The sequence below is a fragment of the Pseudomonas agarici genome (genome assembly GCF_900109755.1).
In the GTDB taxonomy this organism is placed as follows: Bacteria; Pseudomonadota; Gammaproteobacteria; order Pseudomonadales; family Pseudomonadaceae; genus Aquipseudomonas; species Aquipseudomonas agarici.
In genome coordinates, this window is record NZ_FOAR01000009.1 from 71,386 (window position 1) to 97,532 (window position 26,147).

At 60.1% G+C, this 26,147-nt stretch carries 20 protein-coding genes and 2 tRNA genes; 19 read left to right on the top strand and 3 right to left on the bottom strand.

The features are described 5' to 3' along the window. The first annotated feature begins 3 nt into the window (after positions 1 to 3). From BMX68_RS10600 to BMX68_RS10655, 12 genes are all read left to right on the top strand, one after another. Positions 4 to 864 (top strand): NAD(P)H-hydrate dehydratase, encoded by an 861-nt coding sequence (locus BMX68_RS10600; protein ID WP_026013328.1) that lies wholly within the window; start codon positions 4 to 6, stop codon positions 862 to 864. Further along, positions 852 to 1,322 carry a tRNA (adenosine(37)-N6)-threonylcarbamoyltransferase complex ATPase subunit type 1 TsaE gene (gene tsaE, locus BMX68_RS10605; RefSeq protein WP_026013327.1) on the top strand — a complete coding sequence of 157 codons (471 nt, stop codon included), beginning with the start codon at positions 852 to 854 and terminating at the stop codon, positions 1,320 to 1,322. The genes BMX68_RS10600 and tsaE overlap by 13 nt, the downstream gene beginning before the upstream one ends. Positions 1,323 to 1,325: 3 nt before the next feature. Continuing rightward, on the top strand, positions 1,326 to 2,753 hold the full coding sequence (locus BMX68_RS10610; RefSeq protein ID WP_208599957.1) for an N-acetylmuramoyl-L-alanine amidase: 1,428 nt from the start codon (positions 1,326 to 1,328) through the stop codon (positions 2,751 to 2,753). Positions 2,754 to 2,764: 11 nt separating this feature from the next. After that, entirely contained in the window at positions 2,765 to 4,669 is a 1,905-nt protein-coding gene (gene mutL, locus BMX68_RS10615; RefSeq protein ID WP_169316115.1) for a DNA mismatch repair endonuclease MutL, read from the top strand. Continuing rightward, positions 4,669 to 5,649 carry a tRNA (adenosine(37)-N6)-dimethylallyltransferase MiaA gene (miaA, locus tag BMX68_RS10620; protein WP_017133329.1) on the top strand — a complete coding sequence of 327 codons (981 nt, stop codon included), beginning with the start codon at positions 4,669 to 4,671 and terminating at the stop codon, positions 5,647 to 5,649. Before mutL ends, miaA begins: the two co-directional genes overlap by 1 nt. Before the next feature lie 93 nt (positions 5,650 to 5,742). After that, positions 5,743 to 6,003: an RNA chaperone Hfq gene (hfq, locus tag BMX68_RS10625; protein WP_017133328.1), complete on the top strand. Its 261-nt coding sequence runs from the start codon at positions 5,743 to 5,745 to the stop codon at positions 6,001 to 6,003. 12 nt (positions 6,004 to 6,015) lie between these two features. Beyond that, on the top strand, positions 6,016 to 7,326 hold the full coding sequence (gene hflX, locus BMX68_RS10630) for a ribosome rescue GTPase HflX (RefSeq protein WP_017133327.1): 1,311 nt from the start codon (positions 6,016 to 6,018) through the stop codon (positions 7,324 to 7,326). Positions 7,327 to 7,414: 88 nt separating this feature from the next. Then, on the top strand, positions 7,415 to 8,584 hold the full coding sequence (gene hflK, locus BMX68_RS10635; protein ID WP_017133326.1) for an FtsH protease activity modulator HflK: 1,170 nt from the start codon (positions 7,415 to 7,417) through the stop codon (positions 8,582 to 8,584). Next, positions 8,584 to 9,453 carry a protease modulator HflC gene (hflC, locus tag BMX68_RS10640; protein ID WP_017133325.1) on the top strand — a complete coding sequence of 290 codons (870 nt, stop codon included), beginning with the start codon at positions 8,584 to 8,586 and terminating at the stop codon, positions 9,451 to 9,453. Before hflK ends, hflC begins: the two co-directional genes overlap by 1 nt. 299 nt (positions 9,454 to 9,752) lie before the next feature. Then, a complete protein-coding gene (locus BMX68_RS10645; protein WP_017133324.1) occupies positions 9,753 to 10,940 on the top strand; it encodes an ATP phosphoribosyltransferase regulatory subunit in 1,188 nt (395 codons plus the stop codon). A gap of 54 nt (positions 10,941 to 10,994) precedes the next feature. After that, positions 10,995 to 12,287 carry an adenylosuccinate synthase gene (locus BMX68_RS10650; RefSeq protein ID WP_017133323.1) on the top strand — a complete coding sequence of 431 codons (1,293 nt, stop codon included), beginning with the start codon at positions 10,995 to 10,997 and terminating at the stop codon, positions 12,285 to 12,287. A gap of 140 nt (positions 12,288 to 12,427) precedes the next feature. After that, positions 12,428 to 14,362, top strand: a complete 1,935-nt coding sequence (locus BMX68_RS10655; RefSeq protein WP_026013326.1) for a methyl-accepting chemotaxis protein — start codon at positions 12,428 to 12,430, stop codon at positions 14,360 to 14,362. 121 nt (positions 14,363 to 14,483) lie between these two features. On the opposite strand, the gene BMX68_RS10660 is transcribed toward BMX68_RS10655, so the two are convergent. Further along, a tRNA-Leu gene (locus BMX68_RS10660) sits at positions 14,484 to 14,570 on the bottom strand. A gap of 211 nt (positions 14,571 to 14,781) precedes the next feature. Beyond that, a tRNA-Leu gene (locus BMX68_RS10665) sits at positions 14,782 to 14,868 on the bottom strand. Positions 14,869 to 15,092: 224 nt separating this feature from the next. On the opposite strand from BMX68_RS10665, the gene rnr reads away from it, so the two are divergent. From rnr to dnaB, 7 genes are all read left to right on the top strand, one after another. Beyond that, positions 15,093 to 17,699, top strand: coding sequence for a ribonuclease R (gene rnr, locus BMX68_RS10670; protein WP_017133320.1), 2,607 nt, complete (start codon positions 15,093 to 15,095; stop codon positions 17,697 to 17,699). Further along, the gene (gene rlmB, locus BMX68_RS10675; RefSeq protein WP_074862140.1) at positions 17,696 to 18,457 is read left to right on the top strand and encodes a 23S rRNA (guanosine(2251)-2'-O)-methyltransferase RlmB; all 762 of its coding nucleotides are present in this window, start codon (positions 17,696 to 17,698) and stop codon (positions 18,455 to 18,457) included. Before rnr ends, rlmB begins: the two co-directional genes overlap by 4 nt. Positions 18,458 to 18,707: 250 nt before the next feature. Beyond that, positions 18,708 to 19,130 (top strand): 30S ribosomal protein S6, encoded by a 423-nt coding sequence (gene rpsF / locus BMX68_RS10680; RefSeq protein ID WP_017133319.1) that lies wholly within the window; start codon positions 18,708 to 18,710, stop codon positions 19,128 to 19,130. A gap of 28 nt (positions 19,131 to 19,158) precedes the next feature. Next, a complete protein-coding gene (gene rpsR / locus BMX68_RS10685; protein ID WP_002551829.1) occupies positions 19,159 to 19,389 on the top strand; it encodes a 30S ribosomal protein S18 in 231 nt (76 codons plus the stop codon). A 36-nt stretch (positions 19,390 to 19,425) separates the two neighbouring features. After that, entirely contained in the window at positions 19,426 to 20,316 is an 891-nt protein-coding gene (locus tag BMX68_RS10690; protein WP_017133318.1) for a YybS family protein, read from the top strand. Between the two features lie 19 nt (positions 20,317 to 20,335). Continuing rightward, positions 20,336 to 20,782 carry a 50S ribosomal protein L9 gene (gene rplI, locus BMX68_RS10695; RefSeq protein ID WP_017133317.1) on the top strand — a complete coding sequence of 149 codons (447 nt, stop codon included), beginning with the start codon at positions 20,336 to 20,338 and terminating at the stop codon, positions 20,780 to 20,782. 115 nt (positions 20,783 to 20,897) lie between these two features. Continuing rightward, positions 20,898 to 22,295 (top strand): replicative DNA helicase, encoded by a 1,398-nt coding sequence (gene dnaB, locus BMX68_RS10700; RefSeq protein ID WP_017125058.1) that lies wholly within the window; start codon positions 20,898 to 20,900, stop codon positions 22,293 to 22,295. A gap of 60 nt (positions 22,296 to 22,355) precedes the next feature. Here dnaB and BMX68_RS10705 read toward each other — a convergent pair whose 3' ends face one another. Continuing rightward, positions 22,356 to 26,060: a dermonecrotic toxin domain-containing protein gene (locus BMX68_RS10705; RefSeq protein ID WP_143063274.1), complete on the bottom strand. Its 3,705-nt coding sequence runs from the start codon at positions 26,058 to 26,060 to the stop codon at positions 22,356 to 22,358. Positions 26,061 to 26,147 lie beyond the last annotated feature (87 nt).

Sequence of the window (26,147 nt, forward strand, 5' to 3'; positions counted from 1 at the left end):
CGCATGCCGCCGACTAAACCGCCTTTTCCCGATATTCAGTCACTGACACTCGCCACTTTGCCGAGCCTTCCCGCACGGCAACCGGACGCTCACAAGGGCCAGTTCGGGCATGTGTTGTTGATCGGTGGTGATCGACGTTTCGGCGGGGCGATCCTGCTCGGTGCCGAAACGGCACTGCGCGGTGGCGCGGGGCTGGTCTCTCTGGCGACGCGGCCGGAACACGTGGCCGCCGCGCTGGCGCGTCTGCCGGAAGTGATGGTGATCGGCGTCGAGTCGGCCAATCAACTGATGAGCGTGCTCGAGCAGGCCACGGTGCTGGTGGTCGGTCCGGGGCTCGGGCGGTTCGCCTGGAGCCGCAGCCTGTTGTCGCTGGCCGCGAATGCCACGATGGCGCAGGTCTGGGACGCCGATGCCTTGAACCTGCTCGCAGTGGGGGAGGCGTGGCTGCCAGCTGACTGCGTGATCACCCCGCACCCCGGCGAGGCCGCGCACTTGTTGGGCTGGTCGACAGCGCAGGTGCAGGCCGATCGTGTCGCCGCCGTGCGAGCCCTGGTCGAGAAATACCAGGCGGTATGCGTGCTCAAGGGCGCCGGCAGTCTGATTGCCGCCCCCGATGGACGACTGTCGGTTTGTGAGCGCGGCCATCCGGCAATGGCCACGGCTGGGCTGGGGGATGTCCTGGCAGGCCTGATCGGTGCCTTGCGGGCCCAAGGCCTGGCCGCATTCGACGCGGCCTGCCTGGCGGTCTGGTTGCATGCCCGCGCCGGCGAACTGCAAGGCAAAAATGGTCGTGGGCTGGCGGCCAGTGATCTGATTCCAACCATCCGCCAATTGCTGGAGGAGCAATCGCCGTGTCTGAACTAACCCTGCAATTGATGAATGAAGAGAGCATGGTGGCGTTCGGTGGGAAAGTTGCCGAAGTAACCGGCGGCGTCGGTGTGATCTTTCTCGAAGGCCAACTAGGGGCCGGCAAGACCACCCTGTCGCGCGGCATCATTCGCGGCTTGGGGCATGTCGGAGCGGTCAAGAGTCCGACTTTTACCCTCGTCGAACCGTATGAGTTCGCCGAAATACGGGCTTACCATTTCGATCTGTATCGCCTGGTCGATCCCGAAGAACTCGAATACCTGGGCATTCGCGATTATTTTGACGGCGATGCGCTGTGCCTGGTGGAGTGGCCCGAAAAAGGCGCAGGCTTTTTGCCAAAGCCTGACCTGACCATTACCATTAGCCCGCATAATGGCGGGCGTTCGTTGTGTCTGCTGTCCCAGGGCTCGCGAGGCGAGGCCTGGTGTGCCGCATTGGCATTGGAATTCAAATAGATGATGGGGTTTGGTATGCGCATTCGCGCGTTGGTTGCTGTCGTAGGACTGGTGCTTACGGCACTGGCCGTCGACGCTGTAGCGGCGACACAGGTCAAAAGTGTTCGACTGTGGCGAGCCCCGGATAACACACGACTGGTATTCGATCTGTCCGGTACCGTTCAGCACAGCGTGTTCACGCTGACCGCCCCCGACCGCCTGGTGATCGACATCAATGGCGCAACCCTGGCCAGTCCATTGAACGTACCAACGGCCAATACGCCAATCACCAGCATCCGCACCGCCCAGCGCACGCCAACCGACCTGCGGGTGGTGATCGACCTGAAGAAGGTCGTGACCCCGAAAAGCTTCACCCTGGCGCCGAACGCCCAGTATGGCAACCGCCTGGTGGTCGATCTGTTCGACAACCCTGCCGATGCGGCGCCACCGCCAGCACCGACAGCCGCCGTGGCAACTGTACCGGCGGTTCCGGTGAGGGCGACGGAGCCGGCGATCAAGCTACCGCCGGCGCCATCGGGCCAGCGTGACATCATCGTGGTGATCGATGCCGGCCACGGCGGCGAAGACCCAGGCGCCTCGGGCTCCCGTGGCCAGCACGAGAAAGACGTGGTGCTATCCATCGCCCGTGAGCTGCAACGCCAGGTCAACGGCCAGAAAGGTTACCGTGCCGAGCTGACCCGCACCGGCGACTACTTCATTCCATTGCGCGGCCGTACCGAGATCGCTCGCAAGAAGGGCGCCGACCTGTTTGTCTCGATCCATGCGGACGCCGCGCCTTCGGCCGCGGCCTTCGGTGCCTCGGTGTTCGCCCTGTCCGATCGTGGCGCCACCTCCGAAACCGCCCGTTGGCTGGCCGACAGCGAAAACCGCTCCGACCTGATCGGCGGCGCCGGTAACGTCAGCCTCGACGACAAGGACAAGATGCTCGCCGGTGTCTTGCTCGACCTGTCGATGACCGCCTCCTTGACCTCCAGCCTCAACGTGGGCCAGAAAGTGCTGAGCAACATCGGTCGGGTCACGCCGCTGCACAAGCCGCGTGTCGAGCAGGCCGGATTCATGGTGTTGAAGTCGCCGGATATTCCGTCGATCCTGGTGGAAACCGGGTTTATCTCCAACTCCAACGAGGCGGCCAAGCTGGCGTCCTCCAATCATCAGCAGGCACTGGCACGTTCGATCAGTGCCGGTATCCGCCAGTTCTTCCAGCAAAACCCACCACCGGGCACCTACATCGCCTGGTTGCGCGATTCCGGCAAGATCGCCCAGGGGCCACGTGACCATCGCGTGGCGCCGGGCGAAACCCTGGCCATGCTCGCCGTGCGCTACCAGGTGTCGGCGGCGACCTTGCGCAGTGCCAACAACCTGTCCAGCGACGAGTTGAAGGTGGGGCAGAACCTGACCATTCCCGGTACTGAACTGGCGGCCAAACAATGAGCGATGCCATCTTGAACGAACATGCCCGTATCGAGTTGCTCAGCCCGCGTCTGGCGAACCAGATTGCTGCGGGCGAGGTGGTCGAGCGACCGGCCTCGGTGATCAAGGAGTTGCTGGAAAACAGTCTGGACTCCGGTGCCAAACGTATCGAGGTGGACGTCGAGCAGGCTGGAGTCAAACTGTTGCGGGTACGCGATGACGGCAGTGGCATCTCTGCCGATGACCTGCCGCTGGCCCTGGCACGTCATGCCACCAGCAAGATCCGCGACCTGGAAGACCTTGAACGGGTGATGAGCCTCGGCTTTCGCGGTGAGGCCCTGGCGTCCATCAGTTCCGTGGCGCGCCTGACCCTGACCTCGCGGACCCGCGACGCCGATCAGGCCTGGCAGGTAGAAACCGAAGGTCGCGACATGGATGCCCGAGTACAACCGGCGGCCCACCCGGTGGGCACGTCGGTGGAAGTGCGCGACCTGTTCTTCAATACGCCGGCACGCCGCAAATTCCTCAAGGCCGAGAAGACCGAATTCGACCACCTGCAAGAAGTGATCAAGCGTCTGGCGCTGGCGCGTTTCGATGTGGCCTTTCACCTGCGCCACAACGGCAAGAGTATTCTCAATCTGCATGAGGCCCATGACGATGCAGCCCGTGCCCGGCGTGTGGCGGCGGTCTGCGGTTCGGGTTTCCTCGAACAGGCGCTGCCCATCGAGGTCGAGCGCAATGGCCTGCACTTGTGGGGCTGGGTCGGCTTGCCGACGTTCTCTCGCAGCCAGGCGGACCTGCAGTATTTCTATGTAAACGGTCGCGCGGTACGCGACAAACTGGTCGCTCACGCGGTGCGCCAGGCTTATCGCGACGTGTTGTTCAACGGTCGGCATCCGACCTTCGTGTTGTTTTTCGAGGTCGATCCCTCGGTGGTCGATGTTAACGTACACCCGACCAAGCACGAAGTACGCTTTCGTGATGGGCGCATGGTCCACGATTTTCTCTACGGCACCCTGCACCGTGCCCTGGGCGATGTGCGCCCCGAAGACCAGTTGGCGGCACCGGCGGCAGTGACCGGCATCGTTCGCCCGAGCGGGCTCGACGCCGGTGAGTTCGGCCCCCAGGGCGAAATGCGCCTGGCCGCGCATTTGCTCGAGCAACCGCAGGCGCAGCCTTCGGCGCCTTTTGTGTCAACTGCCGGATCGTCTTCCGGGGCCGGTTATCAGTATCAATACCGCCCACAATCGACCCAGATGCCGCCGGCGGCAGAAGCACAAAGCGCTTACCGTGAGTTCTTCGCGCCGTTGCCCGAGGCTGGCGTACCGAGCCTGCCTGAGAGTCAGGGTGATATTCCGCCGCTGGGTTATGCGCTGGCGCAACTCAAGGGCATTTATATCCTCTGCGAAAATGCTCAGGGCCTGGTGCTGGTGGATATGCACGCCGCCCACGAACGGATCATGTATGAACGGCTGAAAATTGCCATGGCCAGCGAAGGGCTGAGTGGCCAGCCGCTGTTGGTGCCCGAGTCCCTGGCCGTCAGCCAGCGCGAGGCCGATTGCGCCGAGGCGCATGTCGGCTGGTTCCAGCGCCTGGGTTTCGAGCTGCAACGCTTGGGTCCGGAAACCCTCGCCATCCGCCAGATTCCAGCGTTGCTCAAGCAGGCTGAAGCCAACCGACTGGTGCAGGATGTGCTGGCGGACCTGATGGAGTACGGCACCAGTGATCGTATCCAGGCACACTTGAACGAGCTGCTCGGGACCATGGCCTGCCACGGTGCTATTCGTGCCAATCGGCGCTTGGCGCTGGCGGAAATGAACGGCTTGCTGCGGGACATGGAAAACACCGAGCGCAGTGGTCAGTGCAATCATGGTCGGCCCACCTGGACCCAGCTTGGGCTGGATGATCTGGACAAACTGTTTTTGCGTGGCCGCTGATGACGGATTCCAAGGCATTACCGCCGGCCATTTTCCTCATGGGCCCGACGGCGGCCGGCAAGACCGACCTGGCCATTGAGTTGACCAAGGTCTTGCCCTGCGAGTTGATCAGTGTCGACTCCGCTCTGGTGTACCGGGACATGGACATCGGCACCGCCAAGCCTGCGAAAGAGTTGTTGGCGCAGTTTCCGCATCGCTTGATCGATATTCTCGATCCGGCACAGAGTTATTCGGCGGCGCAATTTCGCTGCGATGCGCTGGCGGCCATGGCCGAGATCACCGCACGGGGGAAAATTCCCCTGCTGGTTGGTGGTACAATGCTCTACTACAAGGCTTTGCTTGAAGGTCTGGCGGATATGCCGGCGGCTGATCCGCAGGTTCGTGCAGACATTGAAGAAGAGGCTGCGCGTCATGGCTGGCGAGCGCTGCACGATCAATTGGCCCATATCGATCCGGAATCGGCGGCACGTATTCACCCCAATGACCCGCAAAGATTGAGCCGGGCATTGGAGGTCTATCGGGTCAGCGGGTCGAACATGACAGCCCTTCGGCGGCGACAATCTGCGCAAAGTACTGAGGTAGGCGCTTCGGGACGCCCGCAATTACCCTATACTGTCGCCAATCTGGCCATTGCCCCGGCAAGCCGCCAGGTATTGCATGAACGAATTGCACAAAGATTTACACAAATGTTGGAACAGGGATTCATTGACGAGGTCGTAGCCCTGCGTAGCAGAGGTGACTTGCATGTCGGGTTGCCCTCTATACGTGCTGTAGGTTACCGACAAGTCTGGGATCATCTGGATGGCAAGCTGGCGCCAGCCGAAATGCGGGAGCGAGGCATCATTGCCACGCGCCAATTGGCGAAGCGCCAGTTCACCTGGTTACGCAGTTGGGCTGATTTACACTGGCTGGACAGCCTGGATTGCGACAATCTGCCACGCGCCTTGAAATACCTTGGGACGATCTCCATATTGGGCTGAGTCCATGCAATGGCCGTCTATCCTTGGGGGAGTGGCGGCATAAGCCACCTGTTTACTCATTTTTTACTATTGATCCTTAAAGGAGTGCGGCACATGTCAAAAGGGCATTCGCTACAAGACCCTTACCTGAATACCTTGCGTAAAGAAAAGGTTGGGGTTTCCATCTATCTGGTCAACGGGATCAAACTGCAAGGCACGATCGAATCCTTCGACCAGTTCGTGATCCTGCTGAAGAACACCGTCAGCCAGATGGTCTACAAGCATGCTATCTCGACAGTGGTGCCGGTTCGTCCAATTCGTCTGCCTAGCGCAACCGAATCCGAACAGGACGACGCTGAGCCAGGTAACGCCTGATAGGAGTCTCCTTTGTTCTTTGAGCGCCACGGTGGTGGTGAACGGACAGTCCTCGTTCACTTGGAAGGTCAGGACCCTGAGGCGCGCGAAGATCCGCAGGAGTTTCAGGAGTTGGCGCTGTCGGCAGGTGCCGAGACCGTCGCGTTTTTCAACGTGCCGCGTCATCGACCTACCGCCAAGTATCTGATTGGCACTGGCAAGGTTGAGGAGCTTCGCGACCTGGTCAAGGCCGAACAGGTCGATATCGTGATTTTCAATCACATTCTCACCCCCAGTCAGGAGCGTAACCTCGAACGTGCTTTCGAGTGTCGCGTGCTTGATCGCACGGGCTTGATTCTCGATATTTTCGCCCAGCGCGCGCGCACCCATGAAGGCAAGTTGCAGGTTGAACTGGCCCAGCTTGAGCATATGAGCACGCGCCTGGTCCGTGGCTGGACGCACCTTGAGCGGCAGAAGGGCGGTATCGGCCTGCGCGGTCCCGGTGAGACGCAACTGGAAACCGACCGGCGCCTGTTGCGGGTGCGTTTGCGACAGATCAAGAGCCGGCTGGAAAAGGTCCGCAGCCAGCGCGAGCAATCCCGTCGTGGGCGCAAGCGCGCCGATATCCCGACGGTGTCGCTGGTAGGCTATACCAACGCCGGCAAGTCGACGTTATTCAACGCCGTCACCGAATCCGATGTGTATGCCGCCGACCAGTTGTTCGCCACCCTCGATCCAACCTTGCGCCGTCTCGATCTAGAGGACCTCGGGCCAGTCGTGCTGGCCGACACGGTGGGTTTTATCCGGCATCTGCCCCACAAGCTGGTCGAGGCTTTCCGGGCTACGCTCGAAGAGTCGAGCAACTCCGACCTGCTGCTGCACGTGATCGACGCCGCGGAGCCGGACCGCATGCTGCAGATCGAGCAGGTAATGGTGGTGTTGGGCGAGATCGGAGCCCAGGACTTGCCGATCCTTGAGGTGTATAACAAACTCGACCTGCTTGAGGGTGTCGAGCCGCAGATCCAGCGCGCTGAAGACGGTAAGCCACAACGAGTCTGGCTTTCGGCGCGTGACGGTATCGGCCTTGAATTGCTCGAACAGGCGATTGCCGAGTTGTTGGGCAGTGATTTGTTCGTTGGTACCTTGCACTTACCGCAGCGTTTTGCTCGACTGCGTGCACAGTTTTTCGAGTTGGGCGCAGTTCAGAAAGAAGAACATGACGAAGAGGGTGCCTGCCTGCTGTCGGTGCGTTTGCCCAGGGCCGAACTCAATCGAATGGTCTCGCGCGCGGGAATGACGCCGGCGGAGTTCATCGAGCAACACACTTTGCAATATAAAGCCTGACAAAGCGGTTATGCCGCTGTAGCAGGCATTCTGTAGCATGGGGCGGCGCGCCGTGGGCGCGTCTTTGCTTTATCAGATGGAGAGCGCTATGGCTTGGAATGAGCCGGGTGGCAACTCGAACAATCAGGATCCTTGGGGTGGCAAGCGCCGTAACAATGGCGACCGCAAGGGGCCTCCGGATCTTGACGAGGCCTTCCGCAAGCTGCAGGAAAGCCTTAATGGGTTGTTCGGTGGCGGAAAGAAACGCAGTGACGACGGTGGCGGATCGAGCAGCCGGGGCGGTGGTTTCGGCCTCCTGGGCATCGGCCTGGTCGTGCTGGCGGCTGTCTGGCTGTACAGCGCGGTCTATGTCGTGGACGAGCAGGAGCAGGCCGTGGTGCTGCGCTTCGGCAAGTACTACGAGACAGTCGGCCCGGGTCTGAATATCTATTTCCCGCCGATCGACAAGAAGTACATGGAAAACGTCACGCGTGAGCGTGCCTATACCAAGCAGGGGCAGATGCTGACCGAAGACGAGAATATCGTCGAAGTGCCGCTGACCGTGCAGTACAAGATTACCAACCTGCAGGATTTCGTGCTGAACGTCGATCAGCCGGAAATCAGTCTGCAACAGGCCACCGACAGTGCGCTGCGCCATGTGGTAGGTTCCACCGCCATGGACCAGGTGCTGACCGAAGGTCGTGAGCTGATGGCCAGCGAAATCAAGGAGCGCCTGCAGCGGTTCCTCGATACCTATCGCACCGGTATCACCGTGACCCAGGTGAACGTACAGAGCGCTGCGGCGCCTCGTGAAGTTCAAGAGGCCTTCGATGACGTGATCCGTGCCCGTGAAGACGAGCAGCGTTCGCGCAACCAGGCCGAGGGTTATGCCAACGGCGTGGTTCCGGAAGCCCGTGGTCAGGCCCAGCGTATCCTTGAGGATGCCAACGGCTATCGTGATGAAGTTATCTCCCGCGCCAAGGGTGAGGCCGACCGCTTTACCAAATTGGTCGCCGAATACCGCAAGGCACCTGAAGTCACCCGTCAGCGTCTGTACCTGGACACCATGCAGGAAGTCTTCAGCAACACCAGCAAGGTGCTCGTGACCGGCAACAAGAACGGCCAGAGCAACCTGCTCTACCTGCCGTTGGACAAGATGATCCAGAACAGTTCGGGCGCTAATCCGCCAGTAACCGGTTCGGCCGCCGCCTCCAGTAACTCGGGTGCCGTGCCGCATATCACTGACCTGCCGCAAACGCGCACGAGGGAGAGCCGCTGATGAGCAATAAATCGCTGATCGCCCTGATCGTTGGCGTCGTTGTCGTACTGGTCGGCTGGAACTGCTTCTACATCGTGTCGCAGACCGAGCGGGCCGTACTGCTGCAATTTGGTCGCGTGGTCCAGGCGGATGTCCAGCCGGGCCTTCACGTGAAGGTTCCCTACGTCAACCAGGTGCGCAAGTTCGATGCGCGCCTGATGACCCTGGATGCCCCGACCCAGCGCTTCCTGACGCTGGAAAAGAAAGCCGTGATGGTCGATGCCTACGCCAAGTGGCGGGTCAAGGACGCCGAGCGCTTCTACACCGCGACTTCCGGTCTCAAGCAGATCGCCGACGAGCGTCTGTCGCGCCGCCTGGAGTCGGGCCTGCGTGACCAGTTCGGTAAGCGCACCCTGCATGAAGTGGTGTCCGGTGAGCGTGATGCGCTGATGGCGGATATCACCTCCTCACTGAACAAGATGGCCGAGAAAGAGCTGGGGATCGAAGTGATCGATGTCCGGGTCAAGGCCATCGACCTGCCGAAGGAAGTGAACCGCAGCGTGTTCGAGCGCATGAGCACCGAGCGTGAACGTGAGGCTCGCGAGCACCGCGCCAAAGGTAATGAGCTGGCCGAAGGCATTCGTGCCGATGCCGATCGTCAGCGCCGCGTGCTGCTGGCTGAAGCCTATCGCCAGTCCGAAGAGGCCCGCGGTGATGGTGATGCCCAGGCGGCGGCTATCTATTCCAAGGCATACGGCCAGGATCAGGAGTTTTATGCGTTCTATCGCAGCCTGCGCGCCTACCGTGAAAGCTTTGCGAACAAGAGTGACGTGCTGGTCCTGGATCCAAGCAGTGACTTCTTCCATTACCTGGAAAAAGCCAAGCCCTGATCCATCGCGCATCAACACTCCCGCCGGGCGGCTAAAACGCCTGGCGGGGTGATCCTTTCGGAAAACGTGTGTATGATGCGGTAGCCGGGAAATTCCCGGCTTTTTTGCGTCTGTATGGTTGATTAACCGGCAGGCCGGCAAAACCGAGTTGGCTGATTCGACAGGTTTTTCGAGGAAAGTGGTAGGCGAAGCCGTTTGCGGCTGTTCGTCGCGTCGTGCTTGCGCGCGCGTTAACCATTTTCTGCTTCACTCAAGGCTCGCCTTTAGGCTTGCCGCCCGGATCATAGGGGAAAGGCGTAATGGCAACGGTAGACCGCTGGCTCCTGCCAGATGGTATCGAAGAAGTACTGCCGCCTGAAGCGGCGCGCATCGAGGTGGCGCGCCGCCAGGTGTTGGATCTGTTCCAGAGCTGGGGCTATGAGTTTGTTGTTACCCCGCATATCGAGTACCTGGAGTCCTTGCTGACCGGTGCGGGGCAGGACCTGGACTTGCGTACCTTCAAGGTGATCGACCCGCAGTCGGGTCGGCAAATGGGTTTTCGTGCCGATATCACGCCGCAGGTGGCGCGTATCGACGCCCATACCCTGCGTCGCGAAGGACCGAGCCGCCTGTGTTACGCCGGCAGTGTGCTGCATGCTCAGCCGCGGGCCTTGTCGTCCTCGCGCAGCCCGATCCAGTTGGGGGCCGAGCTGTATGGCGATGCCAGCCCGAGCAGCGACGTGGAAGTCATCAGTCTGATGCTGGCGATGCTGCAACTGGCCGACGTGCTGGATGTCCATATGGATCTCGGGCATGTCGGTATCTACCGTGGCCTGGCCCGTGCGGCCGGCCTGTCCGGTGAAGTGGAGCAGCAACTGTTCGATGCCCTGCAACGCAAGGCCATCGATGAAGTGATCGACCTGACCGCAGGCCTGCCGACCGAGCTCGCCGCAATGCTGCGTGCGTTGGTTGATCTGTGCGGCGGCCGTGAAGTGCTGGCGGCTGCACGTGTGCGTCTGGCGGGGGCTCCGGCACCGGTCACAGCGGCGCTGGACGACCTGCTGGCGATTGCCGAGCGGCTGTCGGCGCGGTTCCCGGATCTGCCGCTGTACTTCGATCTGGGCGAGTTACGTGGCTATCACTACCACACCGGCGTGGTGTTCGCGGTGTTTGTCCCCGGTGTCGGGCAGGCCATCGCCCAGGGCGGTCGTTATGACGATATCGGCGCGGACTTCGGTCGTGCGCGCCCGGCAACGGGGTTTTCCACCGACTTGAAAACCCTGGTGACCTTGGGGCGTGCCGAGATCGAGTTGCCATCTGGCGGTATCTGGATGCCTGACAGTGCGGATGCGGCACTCTGGCAGCAAGTCTGTCAGTTGCGCGGTGAGGGGCAGCGTGTCGTCCAGGCCCTGCCTGGGCAGACACTCGCCGCCGCCCGTGACGCGAACTGCGACCGGCAATTGATTCTGCAGAATGGGCTTTGGCAAGTATTGCCGCTGGCTTCTTGAGTTTTCCTGCCGGCGGCTGCCGGCACCAAGTTTGCGCGAATGAGGACAAGTGTTATGGGTAAGAATGTCGTAGTCCTGGGCACCCAATGGGGTGATGAGGGCAAAGGCAAGATCGTTGATCTGCTGACCGAACATGCTGCCGCCGTGGTGCGCTACCAGGGTGGTCACAATGCTGGCCATACCCTGGTGATCGACGGCGAGAAAACCGTCTTGCACCTGATCCCTTCGGGCGTGCTGCGCGAAGGTGTGCAGTGCCTGATCGGCAATGGCGTGGTGGTTGCGCCGGATGCCCTGCTGCGGGAAATCACCAAGCTGGAGGAGAAAGGCGTGCCGGTGCGCGAGCGCCTGCGTATCAGCCCGTCCTGCCCGCTGATCCTCTCTTATCATGTAGCCCTGGACCAGGCCCGCGAGAAGGCTCGCGGCGAGCTGAAGATCGGTACCACCGGTCGTGGCATCGGCCCGGCATACGAAGACAAGGTCGCGCGTCGCGGTCTGCGTATCGGCGATCTATTCCACCGCGAACGTTTTGCCGCGAAGCTGGGCGAGTTGCTGGACTACCACAACTTCGTGCTGGTCAATTACTACAAAGAGCCGGCCATCGACTTCCAGAAGACACTCGACGAGTGCATGGAATACGCCGAGTTGCTCCAACCGATGATGCTCGACGTCACCGCCGAGCTGCATAACTTGCGTCGCGCTGGCAAGGACATCATGTTCGAAGGCGCCCAGGGTTCGCTGCTGGACATCGACCATGGCACCTATCCTTATGTCACCAGCTCCAACACCACCGCTGGCGGTATCGCCACCGGTTCGGGCGTGGGACCTATGTACCTGGATTACATCCTCGGCATCACCAAGGCCTACACCACCCGTGTGGGCTCGGGGCCGTTCCCGACCGAGCTGTTCGATGACGTCGGCGCCTTCCTGGCTAAGCGTGGTCACGAGTTCGGTGCAACCACCGGTCGTGCTCGTCGTTGTGGCTGGTTCGATGCGGTCATCCTGCGCCGCGCCATCGACGTCAACAGCATCTCGGGTCTGTGCCTGACCAAGCTGGACGTGCTGGACGGTCTTGAAACCATCAATATCTGCGTGGGTTACAAGAACGAAAACGGTGCGGTCATTGACGCCCCGACCGATGCCGACAGCTACATTGGCCTGGAGCCGGTGTACGAGCAGATGCCAGGTTGGAGCGAGTCGACCCTGGGTGCCAAGACCCTGGAAGAGCTGCCGGCGGCTGCCCGTGCCTACATCAAACGCATCGAGGAATTGGTCGGCGCGCCGATCGACATTATCTCGACGGGTCCGGATCGCAACGAAACCATCGTTCTGCGTCATCCTTTCGCCTGATAACGTATTGATGTAAATCACAAAGGGTCCCTTACAGGACCCTTTGTCGTTTCTGTCTGCAGTACGGCACGGCCCTTGCTGGGATTATCCTCTAACAAGTGCGCCATCAAATTAATGGCGCCAAAGGGGAGGTGTCTCCAGTGTCGGCCGTTCTCTCACTGCTACAAAGCCGTTTGCTGCGGCCTGTGTTCGTTACGCTCGGTATCGCTCTTTTGGTACAGGTGCTGGTAGCGGTCGCCCTGACGCGAAGCACGGTCACGGCCCTTGAGGCCGATCTTGCCAGTCATCTGGATATCGATAGCCAGAAACTTTCCAGCGAGCTGGAGCAGGCTAGTAAGGAAGTGACGTTGAGCCTCGACACGCTTTCTTCCAGTACGCGCCAGCGCCTGACCGGCGGTTTGTCTTCGCGTCTTGAAAGTGAACAGGCGCAACTGCGTGCTACCTTGGAGAAGGATTTGCGGGAGTCGGCCAACGATATGGCGCAATTGCTCGCCTCCGTCGCTCCCCGGGCGATGTGGGACAGTGACGTGCCAATCCTATCGGAATTTGCCCGTCGCGCCCAGCGCAATCCGAATGTGCTGTTTGTGGTGTACGACGACGCCAATGGCGAGCACCTGACCCGTTACCTGAATCGGGGCAATCCGATCAATCAGGCCCTACTGGAAAAGGGCCAGGGTGAGGGAGCGCTGGATAAGGTGTTGAATGCGGCGAAAAACGATCCATCGGTCTACTACCTCGAGGCGTCGATCAATCCTAATGGCGTAGAGATCGGCAAGGTCCTGATGGGGGTTTCGACGGCCTCGGTCGAAGCTGATCTGAAAGCCCTGGACCAGCGTTTCTCCGCCTTGATCGCCAGTAGCGACAAGCTGGTGGGCGACAGTTTGCAGAGCGCTGCGACCGAGAGTTCGACGGCTATGCGCGCACGTTTGCAGTCGGCACAGTCCACGGCTGCGCAAATGCAAGTAAATATCGCCAGCACCGTCCAGGACGCGGCGCGGACCCTGCGGTGGCGGATCGGCCTGGGCCTGGCACTGGTGGGTCTGGGCGTACTGCTGGTGCTGACGGTGATGTTGGGATGGCGAGTGGTGAGCAAATTGCACCTGCTGATTGGCGCACTGAATGACCTGGCGGCAGGCGAGGGCGACCTGACCAGACGGGTTCGGCTCAGCAGCAATGACGAAATCGGCGACATGGCCGCGGCGGTCAATCGCTTTGTCGACAAGTTGCAGCCCATCGTGCGTGAAGCGGGAGAGGTGGCTCAGCGTACCGGTGTCGAGATCGGAGCCATGAGTTTGCGTAATGCGGGCGCCGACAAGGCGGCTCAGCTACAGCGTGACGAAGTGGAGCAGAGCCTGCGGGCGCTGGAGCACATGGCGGATGAGGCGCAGGCGGAGAGTCAGGCGATGCAGGCGGCGCTCCAGCAGATGGTCGATATTCGCCAGGCCACCGACGAAAATACCCGCACCTCGACCCAGGTCGGTGGCCTGATCGAGGCCCTGGCGGTGCAGGTCGATACGGGCTCCCAGGTGATCGAGCGGTTGGCCCGCCAGAGCGAGCAGATCGAGGTGGTGCTGACAGTGATCCACGGTATTGCCGAGCAGACCAATCTGCTAGCGCTCAACGCGGCCATCGAGGCGGCGCGGGCAGGTGAGACCGGTCGCGGGTTTGCAGTGGTGGCGGATGAGGTGCGGGCTCTGGCGAGCAAGACCCAGAGCTCCACGGGGGATATCCAGGCACATATCGGCGCCTTGCAACTGGGCGCCCGCGAGGCGGTGGCAGCCATCGAGCAGGCAGGGCGGCAGGCGAGCGAAGGGCTGGCGGTGTTGCGTGCCAGCGTCAAGTTGCAACAGTCAGTGCAAACCTCGGTCGAGCAGGTGCATACGGCCATCGCCCTGGCGACCCAGGCTGCGGCGCAGCAAGCCGAAGGCGCGCATGCGGTACGTGGGCGGGTGCAGGTAATTCATGCCCAGGCCGAGCGCTCGGCGCAGGCGGTCGTGGAAACAACGGCTAGCGGTCAGGTGCTCGACAGCCTAGCTGCGCAGCTCAAGGCGAGTTTGGGGCAGTTTCGGGCCTGACCAGAAATGGGAAAGGCTGGAGGGCGACGGTGGTGTGGTTAGAAAGAATGCTAAGGCCAGAAACGCAAAAACCCGCTTTCGCGGGTTTCTGGAAAACCTCAGAATCTCTGAAGCCTTGAATTGGTGCCCAGAAGAAGACTCGAACTTCCACGACCTTGCGGTCACCAGCACCTGAAGCTGGCGTGTCTACCAATTTCACCATCTGGGCAGCATCTTCAGCGTTGCAGCCGTTGACGTGGCGAACTATACGGAGGCTGTTTTGATCTGTAAACCCCTGTTTTGCTTTTAATAAATCAAATATCAGGAGGGCGGGCGTCGGTTGCGGCGCGCTGGCGGGGCGAGGAAATCATGGGGCTAGAAACGCAAAAACCCGCTTTCGCGGGTTTCTGGAAGACTTCAGAATCTCTGAAGTCTCGAATTGGTGCCCAGAAGAAGACTCGAACTTCCACGACCTTGCGGTCACCAGCACCTGAAGCTGGCGTGTCTACCAATTTCACCATCTGGGCAGTCTCTACAACGTCTCCGTCGCAGATGGCGCGCACTATACGGAGGCACTCGTGTACTGTAAACCCCTGTGATTGAAAAAGTAAAAGAAATATCGCGAACGGTCCGCGGCGATGCCTGAAGCCACCGAGAAAGGGGTTTTCAGGTGTCATCCGTGCCTGAAATTTCCCGTTTTAATACGCGTATGCCAAACTAACCCGCATATAGACAAGGTGAAATTTATCTAATGGCCGATTGGCAGTCCCTCGATCCCGAGGCCGCTCGTGAAGCGGAAAAATATGAAAACCCTATCCCTAGCCGTGAGCTGATCCTGGCGCACCTCAGCGAGCGCGGCTCGCCGGCGAGTCGCGAACAGTTGGTGGAAGAGTTCGGTCTGACCACCGAAGACCAGTTGGAGGCCCTGCGCCGCCGCCTTCGTGCCATGGAGCGCGATGCCCAACTGATTTACACCCGCCGCGGTACCTACGCGCCAGTGGACAAGCTTGACCTGATCCTTGGTCGTATCGCCGGCCATCGTGACGGTTTCGGCTTTCTGATCCCCGACGACGGCAGCGACGATCTGTTCATGAGTCCGGCGCAGATGCGTCTGGTGTTCGATGGCGATCGTGCCCTGGCGCGGGTTTCCGGTTTGGATCGGCGTGGTCGGCGCGAAGGGGTGATTGTCGAAGTGGTGTCCCGTGCCCACGAGACCATCGTTGGCCGTTACTTCGAAGAGGGCGGTATCGGTTTTGTCGTGGCCGACAATCCGAAAATCCAGCAGGAAGTGCTGGTTACGCCGGGGCGCAATGCCGATGCCCGTGTCGGGCAGTTCGTCGAGGTGAAGATCACCCACTGGCCGACACCGCGCTTCCAACCCCAGGGCGACGTGGTCGAAGTCGTGGGCAACTACATGGCTCCCGGCATGGAAATCGATGTGGCCCTGCGCACCTACGATATTCCCCATGTCTGGCCCGAAGCCGTGCTCAAAGAAGCGGGCAAGCTCAAGCCGGTTGTCGAGGAGAAAGACAAGGAGAAGCGCGTCGACCTGCGCCATCTGCCGTTCGTCACCATCGACGGCGAAGATGCCCGCGACTTCGATGATGCGGTCTATTGCGAAGCGATCCCCGGCAAGCTGCGCCTGTTCTCCGGTGGCTGGAAGCTGTACGTGGCGATTGCCGACGTTTCCAGCTACGTGAAGATCGGCTCGGCGCTGGATGCCGAGGCCCAGGTTCGCGGCAACTCGGTCTATTTCCCGGAGCGCGTGGTGCCGATGCTGCCGGAAGAACTGTCCAACGGCCTGTGTTCGCTGAACCCGCATGTCGATCGCCTGGCCATGGTCTGTGAAATGACGATGTCGAAAAAGGGCGAGATGACCGACTATGTGTTCTACGAGGCGGTGATCCACTCCCATGCCCGCCTGACCTACAACAAGGTCAGCTCGATCCTGGAACAGCCGAAAACCACTGAGGCGAGGAAGCTGCGCGGCGAGTATTCGCAAGTGACCCCGGACCTCAAGCAGTTGTACGCGCTGTACAAAGTGCTACTGGCGGCTCGCCATACCCGTGGCGCGATCGATTTCGAAACCCAGGAAACCCGGATCATCTTCGGCTCCGAGCGCAAGATCGCCGAAATCCGTCCGACCACCCGCAACGACGCCCACAAGTTGATCGAGGAGTGCATGCTGGCGGCTAACGTGGCTACCGCCGAGTTCCTCAAGAAACACGAAATTCCGGCCCTGTACCGGGTGCATGATGGTCCTCCGCCGGAGCGCCTGGAGAAACTGCGAGCATTCCTTGGTGAGCTGGGCCTGTCCCTGCATAAGGGCAAGGACGGTCCGTCGCCGAAGGATTACCAGGCTTTACTGGCCAGTATCCAGAGCCGTCCGGATTTCCATCTGATCCAGACCGTCATGCTGCGCTCCTTGAGCCAGGCGGTGTATAGCGCCGATAATCAGGGCCACTTCGGCCTGAATTACCAGGCCTACACCCACTTCACCTCACCGATCCGTCGCTATCCCGACCTGCTGACGCATCGCGCGATCCGCAGTGTGATCCATTCCAAGCAGAACACCCCGCATGTGCGGCGTGCAGGCGCGATGACGATTCCGAAGGCGCGGATCTATCCCTACGACGAGGCAATCCTGGAGCAGTTGGGCGAACAATGCTCAATGAGCGAGCGGCGTGCCGACGAGGCGACCCGCGACGTAGTGAACTGGCTCAAGTGCGAGTTCATGAAAGATCGCGTGGGCGAGTCGTTCCCCGGCGTGGTCACTGCCGTGACCGGTTTTGGCCTGTTCGTCGAGTTGACCGATATCTACGTCGAGGGTCTGGTACATGTCACCGCCTTGCCGGGCGATTATTACCACTTCGACCCTGTGCATCACCGTCTGGCGGGCGAGCGTAGCGGACGCAGCTTCCGTCTCGGCGATACGGTGGAAGTGAAGGTCATGCGCGTCGATCTCGACGAACGTAAGATCGACTTCGAAATGGCCGAGAAAACCCTCAGCGCGCCTATCGGTCGCAAGAAGCGGGCTGCTGAAACCGGCGCTCCGGTCGCCCTTGAAAAAGCTGTCGAGCCGCTCAAGGCCGGGCGCCGCACGGCCGCCGAGAAGAAGTCGAGCGAAGTCTATCGCCCAAGCGATGCCGCTGCGAAAAACGCTGAAGTGCGCAAGAGCCGCGAGATGAAGCAGGCGCTGCTGGCTGAAGCGAAAAGCGGTGGCAAGGCCAAGGCCGATGGCAAGCCCGGTCGTGGTACTACCTCGGAGAAGCCGAGCAAGCATCGTAAAGGTCCACCCAAGGCGGGCAGCGGTCCGGCGAAAAGTGGCGGGCCCCGTAAACCTAAGGCCAAGTCATGAGTCAGTTGGAAAAAATCTACGGCGTGCATGCCGTGGAGGCGTTGTTGCGTCATCACCCCAAGCGCGTCAAGCAGATCTGGCTGGCTGAAGGTCGTAGCGACCCACGGGTCCAGGGCTTATTGCAGCTTGCCAGTGAAAACAAGGTGTCCGTTGGCCAAGCCGAGCGTCGCGAGATGGATGCCTGGGTCGAGGGGGTGCACCAGGGTGTGGTGGCGGAAGTCAGTCCGAGCCAGGTCTGGGGCGAAGCCATGCTCGACGAGTTGCTTGATCGCACCGAGGGCGCGCCGTTGATCCTGGTGCTGGATGGCGTGACCGACCCGCACAACCTCGGCGCCTGCCTGCGTACCGCCGATGCGGCGGGTGCGCTGGCGGTGGTGGTGCCCAAGGACAAGTCGGCGACCTTGACGCCGGCCGTGCGCAAAGTCGCCTGTGGCGCGGCGGAAGTGATTCCGCTGGTGGCGGTGACCAACCTGGCGCGTACCCTGGAGAAACTCCAACAGCGCGGCCTGTGGGTGGTCGGTACGGCCGGTGAAGCCGAGCAGGAGCTGTATCAGCAGGATCTGACCGGCCCGACGATCCTGATCATGGGCGCCGAAGGCAAGGGCATGCGCCGTTTGACTCGCGAGCACTGCGACTACCTGGTGAAACTACCGATGGCTGGTAGCGTCAGTAGCCTGAACGTCTCGGTGGCCACTGGCGTGTGCCTGTTCGAGGCCATGCGCCAGCGCAGCGTCAAGGCTGCTACCAAAAAGTCTTGACCCGGGAAGCCGGTCTCTGTGATGGATTGCCCCTGTGGCTCGCTCGCCACAGGGGTTGTCTGCGTAAAGTCGATGGGCTGCTCAAATAATCGCCAATTACCTTGCGCCGCTGCCGCCCGTTCTCTACAATTGCGCCCCTTGCCGTGATGGCTGGCGCATTTGTGCCTGTTCGAAGGCAAGACACACCCGTGTCATTCACTCCTTGTCTGACCGCTTTTAAGTGGCAGGCTACAACCCGTAAGGAGCATTCATGCGTCATTACGAAATTATCTTTTTGGTCCACCCGGATCAAAGCGAGCAAGTCGGCGGCATGGTTGAGCGTTATACCAAGCTGATCGAAGAAGACGGCGGCAAAATCCACCGTCTGGAAGATTGGGGTCGTCGTCAACTGGCCTACGCAATCAACAATGTTCACAAGGCTCACTACGTGATGCTGAACGTTGAATGCACCGGCAAGGCCCTGGCCGAGCTGGAAGACAACTTCCGCTACAACGATGCTGTGATTCGTAACCTGGTCATCCGTCGCGAAGAGGCCGTTACCGGCCAATCCGAGATGCTCAAGGCTGAAGAAAACCGCAGTGAGCGCCGTGAGCGTCGCGACCGTCCTGAGCACGCCGACGCCGAAGGCGTTGAGGGTGATGACAGCGACAACAGCGATAGCGCTGACGAGTAATCCACGGACCTTTTGAGGAGCCTATTACATGGCACGTTTCTTCCGTCGTCGTAAATTCTGCCGCTTCACCGCTGAAGACGTGAAAGAGATCGATTACAAAGATCTCAACACCCTGAAAGCTTACGTATCCGAAACCGGCAAAATCGTTCCGAGCCGTATCACCGGTACCAAAGCTCGTTATCAGCGTCAGCTGGCTACCGCTATCAAGCGCGCCCGCTTCCTGGCCCTGCTGGCCTACACCGACAGCCACGGCCGCTGAGACCGGGCCGTCGACAAGTAGTAAGGGATTGAATGTATGCGTGCCTTAGCTGACTTCATCATGCGGGGACGCGTGCAGGCCACGTTAGTAGTGGCCGGATCTGCGGCATTGCCGCTGTTGTTCTGGTTGAGTGCCGCCGCCGGATGCCTTGTGCTCTTGCGGCGTGGTTCGGATGCCTTGAGCGTCCTGGGTATTGGGTTGCTGTCAGTGTTGTTGAGCTGGCATTTCCTGAAAGATCCGACGGCCCTTTTGGTGCTGTTCGGGGCTTGCAGCCTGGCGTTGGTTTTGCGCGCCGGGCATACCTGGAACCGTGTGCTGCTATGCAGCATGGCCGTGGGATTGTTGTGTGCGGTGAGCCTGGGAACGGTGTTCAGTTCCTTCATCGAGTCACTGGCACGGACGTTCGAACACGTCCTGCCGCTGGCGATGGGTGAGGTCTACGAGAAATTCTCGGCAGACCAGAAGGCGTTTCTCACTGCCCTGATCGTTCCGCTGATGATCGTTTCGACAGCCATTTCGTTGCAGGTCTTTAGCGTGCTGTGCCTGATTCTTGGGCGCTATTGGCAGGCGTTGTTGTATAACCCCGGTGGTTTCGGGCGCGAGTTTCGCGCTATCCGACTGCCCAAGAGCGTGGCGTTGTCGCTGCTGGCCGTCATGTGTGTCGCTCCGTTTTTTGGGTTACATGCACTGATTTTGTTGCCGTTGTGCGGCGTGCCGCTGATCTTCGCCGGGCTGGCCCTGATTCATGGGTTGGTGGCGCAGAAACGACTGACCACTTTCTGGTTGGTGGGAATATACGTGACGTTGTTGCCTTTCATGCACTTGCTCGGTCCGTTGCTCGTGGTCCTGGCCATTGTCGACAGCCTGATTGATTTTCGCGGTCGTCTCGCGTCGAAAGACGCCGATAACGCGAACGGTGAAGGTTAAAAGTTAAGAGGATTTCCACATGCAACTGATCCTTCTGGAAAAAATCGCCAACCTGGGCAACCTGGGCGATAAGGTAAATGTTAAGGCTGGTTACGGTCGTAACTACCTGCTGCCTTTCGGCAAAGCCACCGCTGCGACTGCTGCCAACCTGGCTGCGTTCGAGGAGCGTCGTGCCGAGCTGGAAAAAGCCGCGGCGGACAAGAAAGCTTCGGCTCAATCGCGCGCCGCTCAACTGGCTGAACTGGAAGTGACCATCACTGCCACCGCCGGTGACGAAGGCAAGCTGTTCGGTTCGATCGGCACCCACGACATCGCCGATGCCCTGACCGCCTCTGGCGTTGAAGTGGCAAAAAGCGAAGTGCGCCTGCCGAACGGTACCATTCGCAACGTGGGCGAATTCGACGTGGCCGTGCACCTGCACGCCGAAGTCGAAGCAACCGTCCGCGTTGTTGTGGTGGCTGCTTAAGCGGCACTCAATCGTCTGGCGGCTTGCCCGCCAGGCGGTTAACATCGGGCACGACTCTGTTCATTCAGGTCGTGCCCTTTGTTTTTCTGCACTCACCATCTGATTTCAAGTGGCCATGAACGATATCTCCGCTCCCGAGCAATATGATCTGCAAACCGCCGCCCTGAAGGTGCCGCCGCATTCCATCGAGGCCGAACAGGCCGTGCTCGGTGGCCTGATGCTGGACAACAATGCCTGGGAACGTGTACTTGACCAGGTTTCGGATGGCGATTTCTATCGACATGACCACCGCCTGATTTTCCGTGCGATCGCCCGACTGGCCGATCAGAACATGCCGATCGACGTTGTGACCCTGGCCGAGCAATTGGACAAGGAAGGCCAGACCTCGCAGGTCGGTGGCCTGGGCTACCTTGGCGAACTGGCGAAAAACACCCCGTCGGTCGCCAACATCAAGGCCTACGCCGCAATCGTGCGCGAGCGTGCGACCCTGCGCCAATTGATCGGTATCAGCACGGAGATCGCCGACAGCGCCTTCAATCCCGAAGGCCGCACTGCCGCCGAGATCCTCGACGAGGCCGAGCGGCAGATCTTCCAGATCGCCGAAGCGCGTCCGAAGACCGGTGGCCCGGTGAGTGTCAACGACCTGCTGACCAAGGCCATCGACCGCATCGATACGCTGTTCAACACCGACAACGCCATCACCGGGCTGTCCACCGGCTATACCGACCTGGACGAGAAGACCAGCGGCCTGCAACCGGCGGACCTGATCATCGTCGCCGGCCGTCCGTCGATGGGCAAGACCACCTTTGCCATGAACCTGGTGGAAAACGCCGTGTTGCGCAGCGACAAAGCGGTGCTGGTGTACTCCCTTGAGATGCCCGGCGAGTCGTTGATCATGCGTATGCTTTCCTCGCTGGGGCGGATCGACCAGACCAAGGTTCGTGCCGGACGCTTGGAAGACGATGATTGGCCGCGCCTGACCTCGGCGGTCAACCTGCTCAATGATCGCAAGTTGTTCATCGACGATACCGCCGGCATCAGTCCCTCGGAAATGCGGGCGCGGACCCGACGCCTGGTACGCGAGCACGGCGATATCGCCCTGATCATGATCGACTATCTGCAACTGATGCAGATTCCCGGTTCCAGCGGCGATAACCGGACCAACGAAATTTCCGAGATTTCCCGCTCCCTCAAGGCCCTGGCCAAAGAGTTCAACTGCCCGGTGGTGGCCCTTTCCCAGCTCAACCGTTCCCTGGAGCAACGACCAAACAAGCGTCCGGTGAACTCCGACTTGCGCGAATCCGGAGCGATCGAGCAGGACGCCGACGTGATCATGTTCGTGTACCGCGATGAGGTCTATCACCCGGAAACCGAGCACAAGGGCATCGCCGAGATCATTATCGGCAAGCAGCGGAACGGGCCGATCGGCTTTATCCGGCTGGCCTTTATCGGCAAGTACACGCGCTTCGAAAATCTGGCACCGGGTAGCTATAACTTCGACGATGACGAGTAAAGGTTCCACGCCTCAATGGCTTGGCGCTAAAGTCTCCAGTATCTGAATCTGTCGCCGGTTCTAAAGGTCCGTCTCGGGCTCGGCGAATGTGCTACGAATCCCCTCTTCGGTATAACCGTAATTCCAACGCAATTCTTCATCGGCGGGAATGTCCCGAGTGGTGAAGAAAGCGCTGAGGAGGTACGATTCCAAACGATCCTTTGCAATCTCGACATCGACGGGAAATAGTGCTCCCTCGGTGTTGTAACCGCTGCTGGCTTGCCGCACAGGGAGGTCTCCCTCGTATTCAAAAATGGAATTGATCCGCGAAATAATATTGTCTCCTGTCAGCACCAGCCGGTCCCATTTCGGCCTGCCGGTCGGAGGGTCGGGCAAGATATCGATCACAAACGGATCCTTGCGGGCACTGCTGACGTGAAACGGGATGAAGTTACCGCCATAGACTCCGATGGCTTCCCCGGCCTTCAAGGGCTTTCTGGCAACAACCATGGCTTGACCGATCATGCTTTGTTCCTGGGGAAACTTGGCATCTTCGGCGGTGAACGCCCGCACCAGTAGCTTCTCCTCGTAGAGCTTGGCGACCCCTTCATGGTTATCCCATCTCAAGTACGGCAGGATGTCCTGGGCCTGGTAATGTAGCCCCGATCCTGTGGGGTCACTCGTTCTCTGGATTCTCTTGATGCGCAACGGCCTGCCCAGCAGGTCCCGCAAGGGATAGCGACCATTGTTCACTCGGTCATATTCGCCCATTCTGTTGGGCTGGTGCTGATAGGATTTGATGGCTTTCATACGCTGTAGGTCTTCGTCAGTGAAGGGCTCGGGCTCAACGTATTCAAGTGCCGTCACCATGTTCGACTCACTTTCCGGCAGCTCGATCTTGCTCTGTACCGGGCCTGGAGCGCCGCCTTTCAAGCCGATGGCGGGGTTGATTTCCCAATGCCCGTCCCTCAGCCGCACCACCGGGCGATAACAGCGGAAAGGATTGCGAGCGTCGATCAGCTTCCAGCCGAAATCTGAAGACTCGACCTGAAAATAGCGCCCTCCCTCTTGGATGTAGTGTCGTGAAAAGGTGTCCTGATAGAGGCCTTCGCTTACGGGAGTGAGCTCGCTCGGTGGTGTTGCCAGCGCGAAGTGAGTGTCCAGTGCGTGGCCAGTCTGGTAAGGCCGCGAGGGTGGGGGGGCGGGAATTCGACGCATGACTGCCGGCGAGGTACTCAGTTGCCTGATTTTGTGAATCAACGCTTGTTTGAGGGCGCTGTTTCGATTGGGGCCTCTAAAGCCCAGATTGTCCAGCTCGGTTTCGGGGAGAGCTTGCCCGATGGCCGAATAAAGGTCGGTCGGTGCGAAGATTTGCAGGCTGTCGGTATCGTAGACCCGATAGCGTGAGCCTTCGCGCAGCAGGCGCTTGACGCTTGCAGCGGCGTGGTTCCCGACGGTGGCGGTGGGAGGTTCAGTTGGCGTGGCCGAATACAGTTCCAGGCGAACGTCGCCCGACCAGCCTGGCAGCGCTTCAAGTGTCTGCAGCACTAACTGGTCCGAGGCCGGATTGAATGTCGTGCGCAGATAAAGGCCTTCATGGACCCGGGCGGTGTCCACGTCCTGCATGAACAGCTCGGCTTCGTCTTTCAGGTAGGGCGGCAGGCTTTTCTGGCCCTGGATCTGCAGGGCCTCAGCAGGGTTGATGGATTTTGCCATAGCTTGGACATAGCTTTTGGGCAGGTCTGGAAAGTCCCGGCGGATCTGCTCAGGCAAGGGGCCTTCGACCTGTTCGCTCTGTTGATAAAGCTCCTCGAAGCGTTTCGATGCGGTTTTCCCGATGGTCCCGGAAGGAGTAGCACCGTCGTTGACGGGGGGGCTGGCATGCAGTTGTTGATGTTGGATTTGCCTGTCGAACTGGAAGCGTTTCAGCGTATCGAGCAATTGTGCCGGCGGCGATTGGTTATCACGATGAAGTTCAAGCAGCAGATTCGAATCGCTGGCGCTGGCGTGTAGGATCGGAGCCAGGTCTTCGGTGGGAGTGTCGGCGGCAATCGGTCCCAAGCGCCGGAGCCGTTTCAGTTCGCTCCAGTCCTGTGGGTTTTCGTGCAGGGTACGCCAGGCGCCGCTGCCGTTTTGCAGTAAAGGTGGTGAGTACGCCCAGGGGTCGTCGGGATGTCGAATGGACCACCCGGACGAGCTGCTATCAGGACCCACCTCATAGAGATGCCCGTCCAGAGACAGATAGTGCTTGCCTTGATAGTCGTACAGGCCCTGCTCATCGGGGAGCAGCGCTTCAGGCAGTTCAAAAGATTGGCGATAGGGCGCCAGGTCCGATTTCCACAAGCTAAACCGAGTGGGTGAGAGCTTCACGCGAATCAGTGAGTTGACGAAGCCGGCGGCCTTGATGGCGCCCGCGCTTGCCCCCATCAGGGCGACCTGTTCGGCGACGTCCATCAGGTAGTTAAGCGCTTCAACCTTATCATCGCGTCTCCAGGCCTCGAATCCCTGGTAGACCCCCTGGAGCAACTGTGCCCCCGTGAAGATCAGCAGAATGTCGCCTACTACGGGGATGAACGACGCGGCGAGGGTCAATGCCCCCAGGCCGGCGTTTTCGTACACCTGTAGCTGGCGTTGACGGGCTTGGCTGTCGATATCCGCCGTGGGCACGACGACCTCCCGCCCGTGCCGTTCGCTCTGTTGTACGCGCCGGTCACGAAGGCTCTGGAATACGTCGCCGCTGATGGGTTGCAGCGCCAGCCAAAGTGGCGGGGGCAGTGGAATCGGGCCAGACGGTGGTCTCCATTTTTGCCGCATGGCTTGTCTGATCAACTGATTGAGCAATTGTCCCCGATCACTGATCGGTAGGAATCGCGAAAAGAAGCGCTGGTAGCTGCGTGATAACAGCCTGTGGATTAACTCGTCTTCGAAATCCTCGAGTGAGTCGTAGCGTGCCAAGGGGGCGATAGGATCCTGCGGTATGTAGACGATGCACGGATGCGTTCCATCGTTGGCGTCCAAGCCGATAACCAACACCTCACTGACATCCAGATCGAGGAATTCGAGCAACGAGCAGGGTTGAGTATTGCGCCTGACGACATAACGGGCATTCAGTACGTCGAGCAATACTCGGTAGCAGTCCGTCGAGATCTTTTTTTGCAGGATAGCCATGTGTATCGCCACGGCAAAGGCGTCCTTGTAGCTTTTGATCAGGAGGTCTTGAGTGCTGCTTTCGATATCGTCATCGGCTGGGTCGGCTACCCTGAGAACGGACCGAAGGTGAGCCTGATAAAGTCCACCGAAGTCAAGACGGCGGCAGACCAGAGCGAACTCCTCGGGTTTGATCCGGGTTTTGCTGTTTCGATCTCCAGCGGTCAGGTAAATCCCTGAGCCCGCGCCGTAGATGTCGATGCCGGTGAGCGCTTCTTCGAAGTTGCGCAGGCTGGCGGACAAAAGTGTTTGTTCGGTGGTTTGGCCCTGAACCGAGATCAATCCGAAGAAATAGTCGTTTTTGCGCACGTGAACGAAGGTCGCCCGCTCGACATCGAGGGTGAGTCGGAAATTGACGGCGATGACCTGTTCCAGCAGTGGCTTGACGAAGTGCGCGGGCGATAGCAGTTTTGCCATCATCTGCTGGACCTCATGCTGGGAATTGAAACTGGCCAGCAGGTTCTGGCGCAAGGCGCTGCGTTGCTCGCGGGAGGCATCGAGCAGCCATGCCGGCAAATGTTCTTTGATCACGTGGAAATGAGTCTGTGCGTCGGGGAGCGGGAGAGAGGATGGAGTCATGACGGAGGCCTTGCCGGTTCGTTGAGGCATCAGCTAACGCCAAGACGCCTGTGCGATGGCGCTAGATAGTTGTCGGCCCGCACTCGG

What these genes read in the sequence shown, in the direction of transcription:
- BMX68_RS10600 (WP_026013328.1), top strand. Translation starts at nt 4, where the DNA reads ATGCCGCCGACTAAACCGCCTTTTCCCGATATTCAGTCACTGACACTC.
- BMX68_RS10610 (WP_208599957.1), top strand. Translation starts at nt 1,326, where the DNA reads ATGGGGTTTGGTATGCGCATTCGCGCGTTGGTTGCTGTCGTAGGACTG.
- miaA (WP_017133329.1), top strand. Translation starts at nt 4,669, where the DNA reads ATGACGGATTCCAAGGCATTACCGCCGGCCATTTTCCTCATGGGCCCG.
- hfq (WP_017133328.1), top strand. Translation starts at nt 5,743, where the DNA reads ATGTCAAAAGGGCATTCGCTACAAGACCCTTACCTGAATACCTTGCGT.
- hflK (WP_017133326.1), top strand. Translation starts at nt 7,415, where the DNA reads ATGGCTTGGAATGAGCCGGGTGGCAACTCGAACAATCAGGATCCTTGG.
- hflC (WP_017133325.1), top strand. Translation starts at nt 8,584, where the DNA reads ATGAGCAATAAATCGCTGATCGCCCTGATCGTTGGCGTCGTTGTCGTA.
- BMX68_RS10645 (WP_017133324.1), top strand. Translation starts at nt 9,753, where the DNA reads ATGGCAACGGTAGACCGCTGGCTCCTGCCAGATGGTATCGAAGAAGTA.
- BMX68_RS10650 (WP_017133323.1), top strand. Translation starts at nt 10,995, where the DNA reads ATGGGTAAGAATGTCGTAGTCCTGGGCACCCAATGGGGTGATGAGGGC.
- rnr (WP_017133320.1), top strand. Translation starts at nt 15,093, where the DNA reads ATGGCCGATTGGCAGTCCCTCGATCCCGAGGCCGCTCGTGAAGCGGAA.
- rlmB (WP_074862140.1), top strand. Translation starts at nt 17,696, where the DNA reads ATGAGTCAGTTGGAAAAAATCTACGGCGTGCATGCCGTGGAGGCGTTG.
- rpsF (WP_017133319.1), top strand. Translation starts at nt 18,708, where the DNA reads ATGCGTCATTACGAAATTATCTTTTTGGTCCACCCGGATCAAAGCGAG.
- rpsR (WP_002551829.1), top strand. Translation starts at nt 19,159, where the DNA reads ATGGCACGTTTCTTCCGTCGTCGTAAATTCTGCCGCTTCACCGCTGAA.
- BMX68_RS10690 (WP_017133318.1), top strand. Translation starts at nt 19,426, where the DNA reads ATGCGTGCCTTAGCTGACTTCATCATGCGGGGACGCGTGCAGGCCACG.
- rplI (WP_017133317.1), top strand. Translation starts at nt 20,336, where the DNA reads ATGCAACTGATCCTTCTGGAAAAAATCGCCAACCTGGGCAACCTGGGC.
- dnaB (WP_017125058.1), top strand. Translation starts at nt 20,898, where the DNA reads ATGAACGATATCTCCGCTCCCGAGCAATATGATCTGCAAACCGCCGCC.
- BMX68_RS10705 (WP_143063274.1), bottom strand. Translation starts at nt 26,060, where the DNA reads ATGACTCCATCCTCTCTCCCGCTCCCCGACGCACAGACTCATTTCCAC.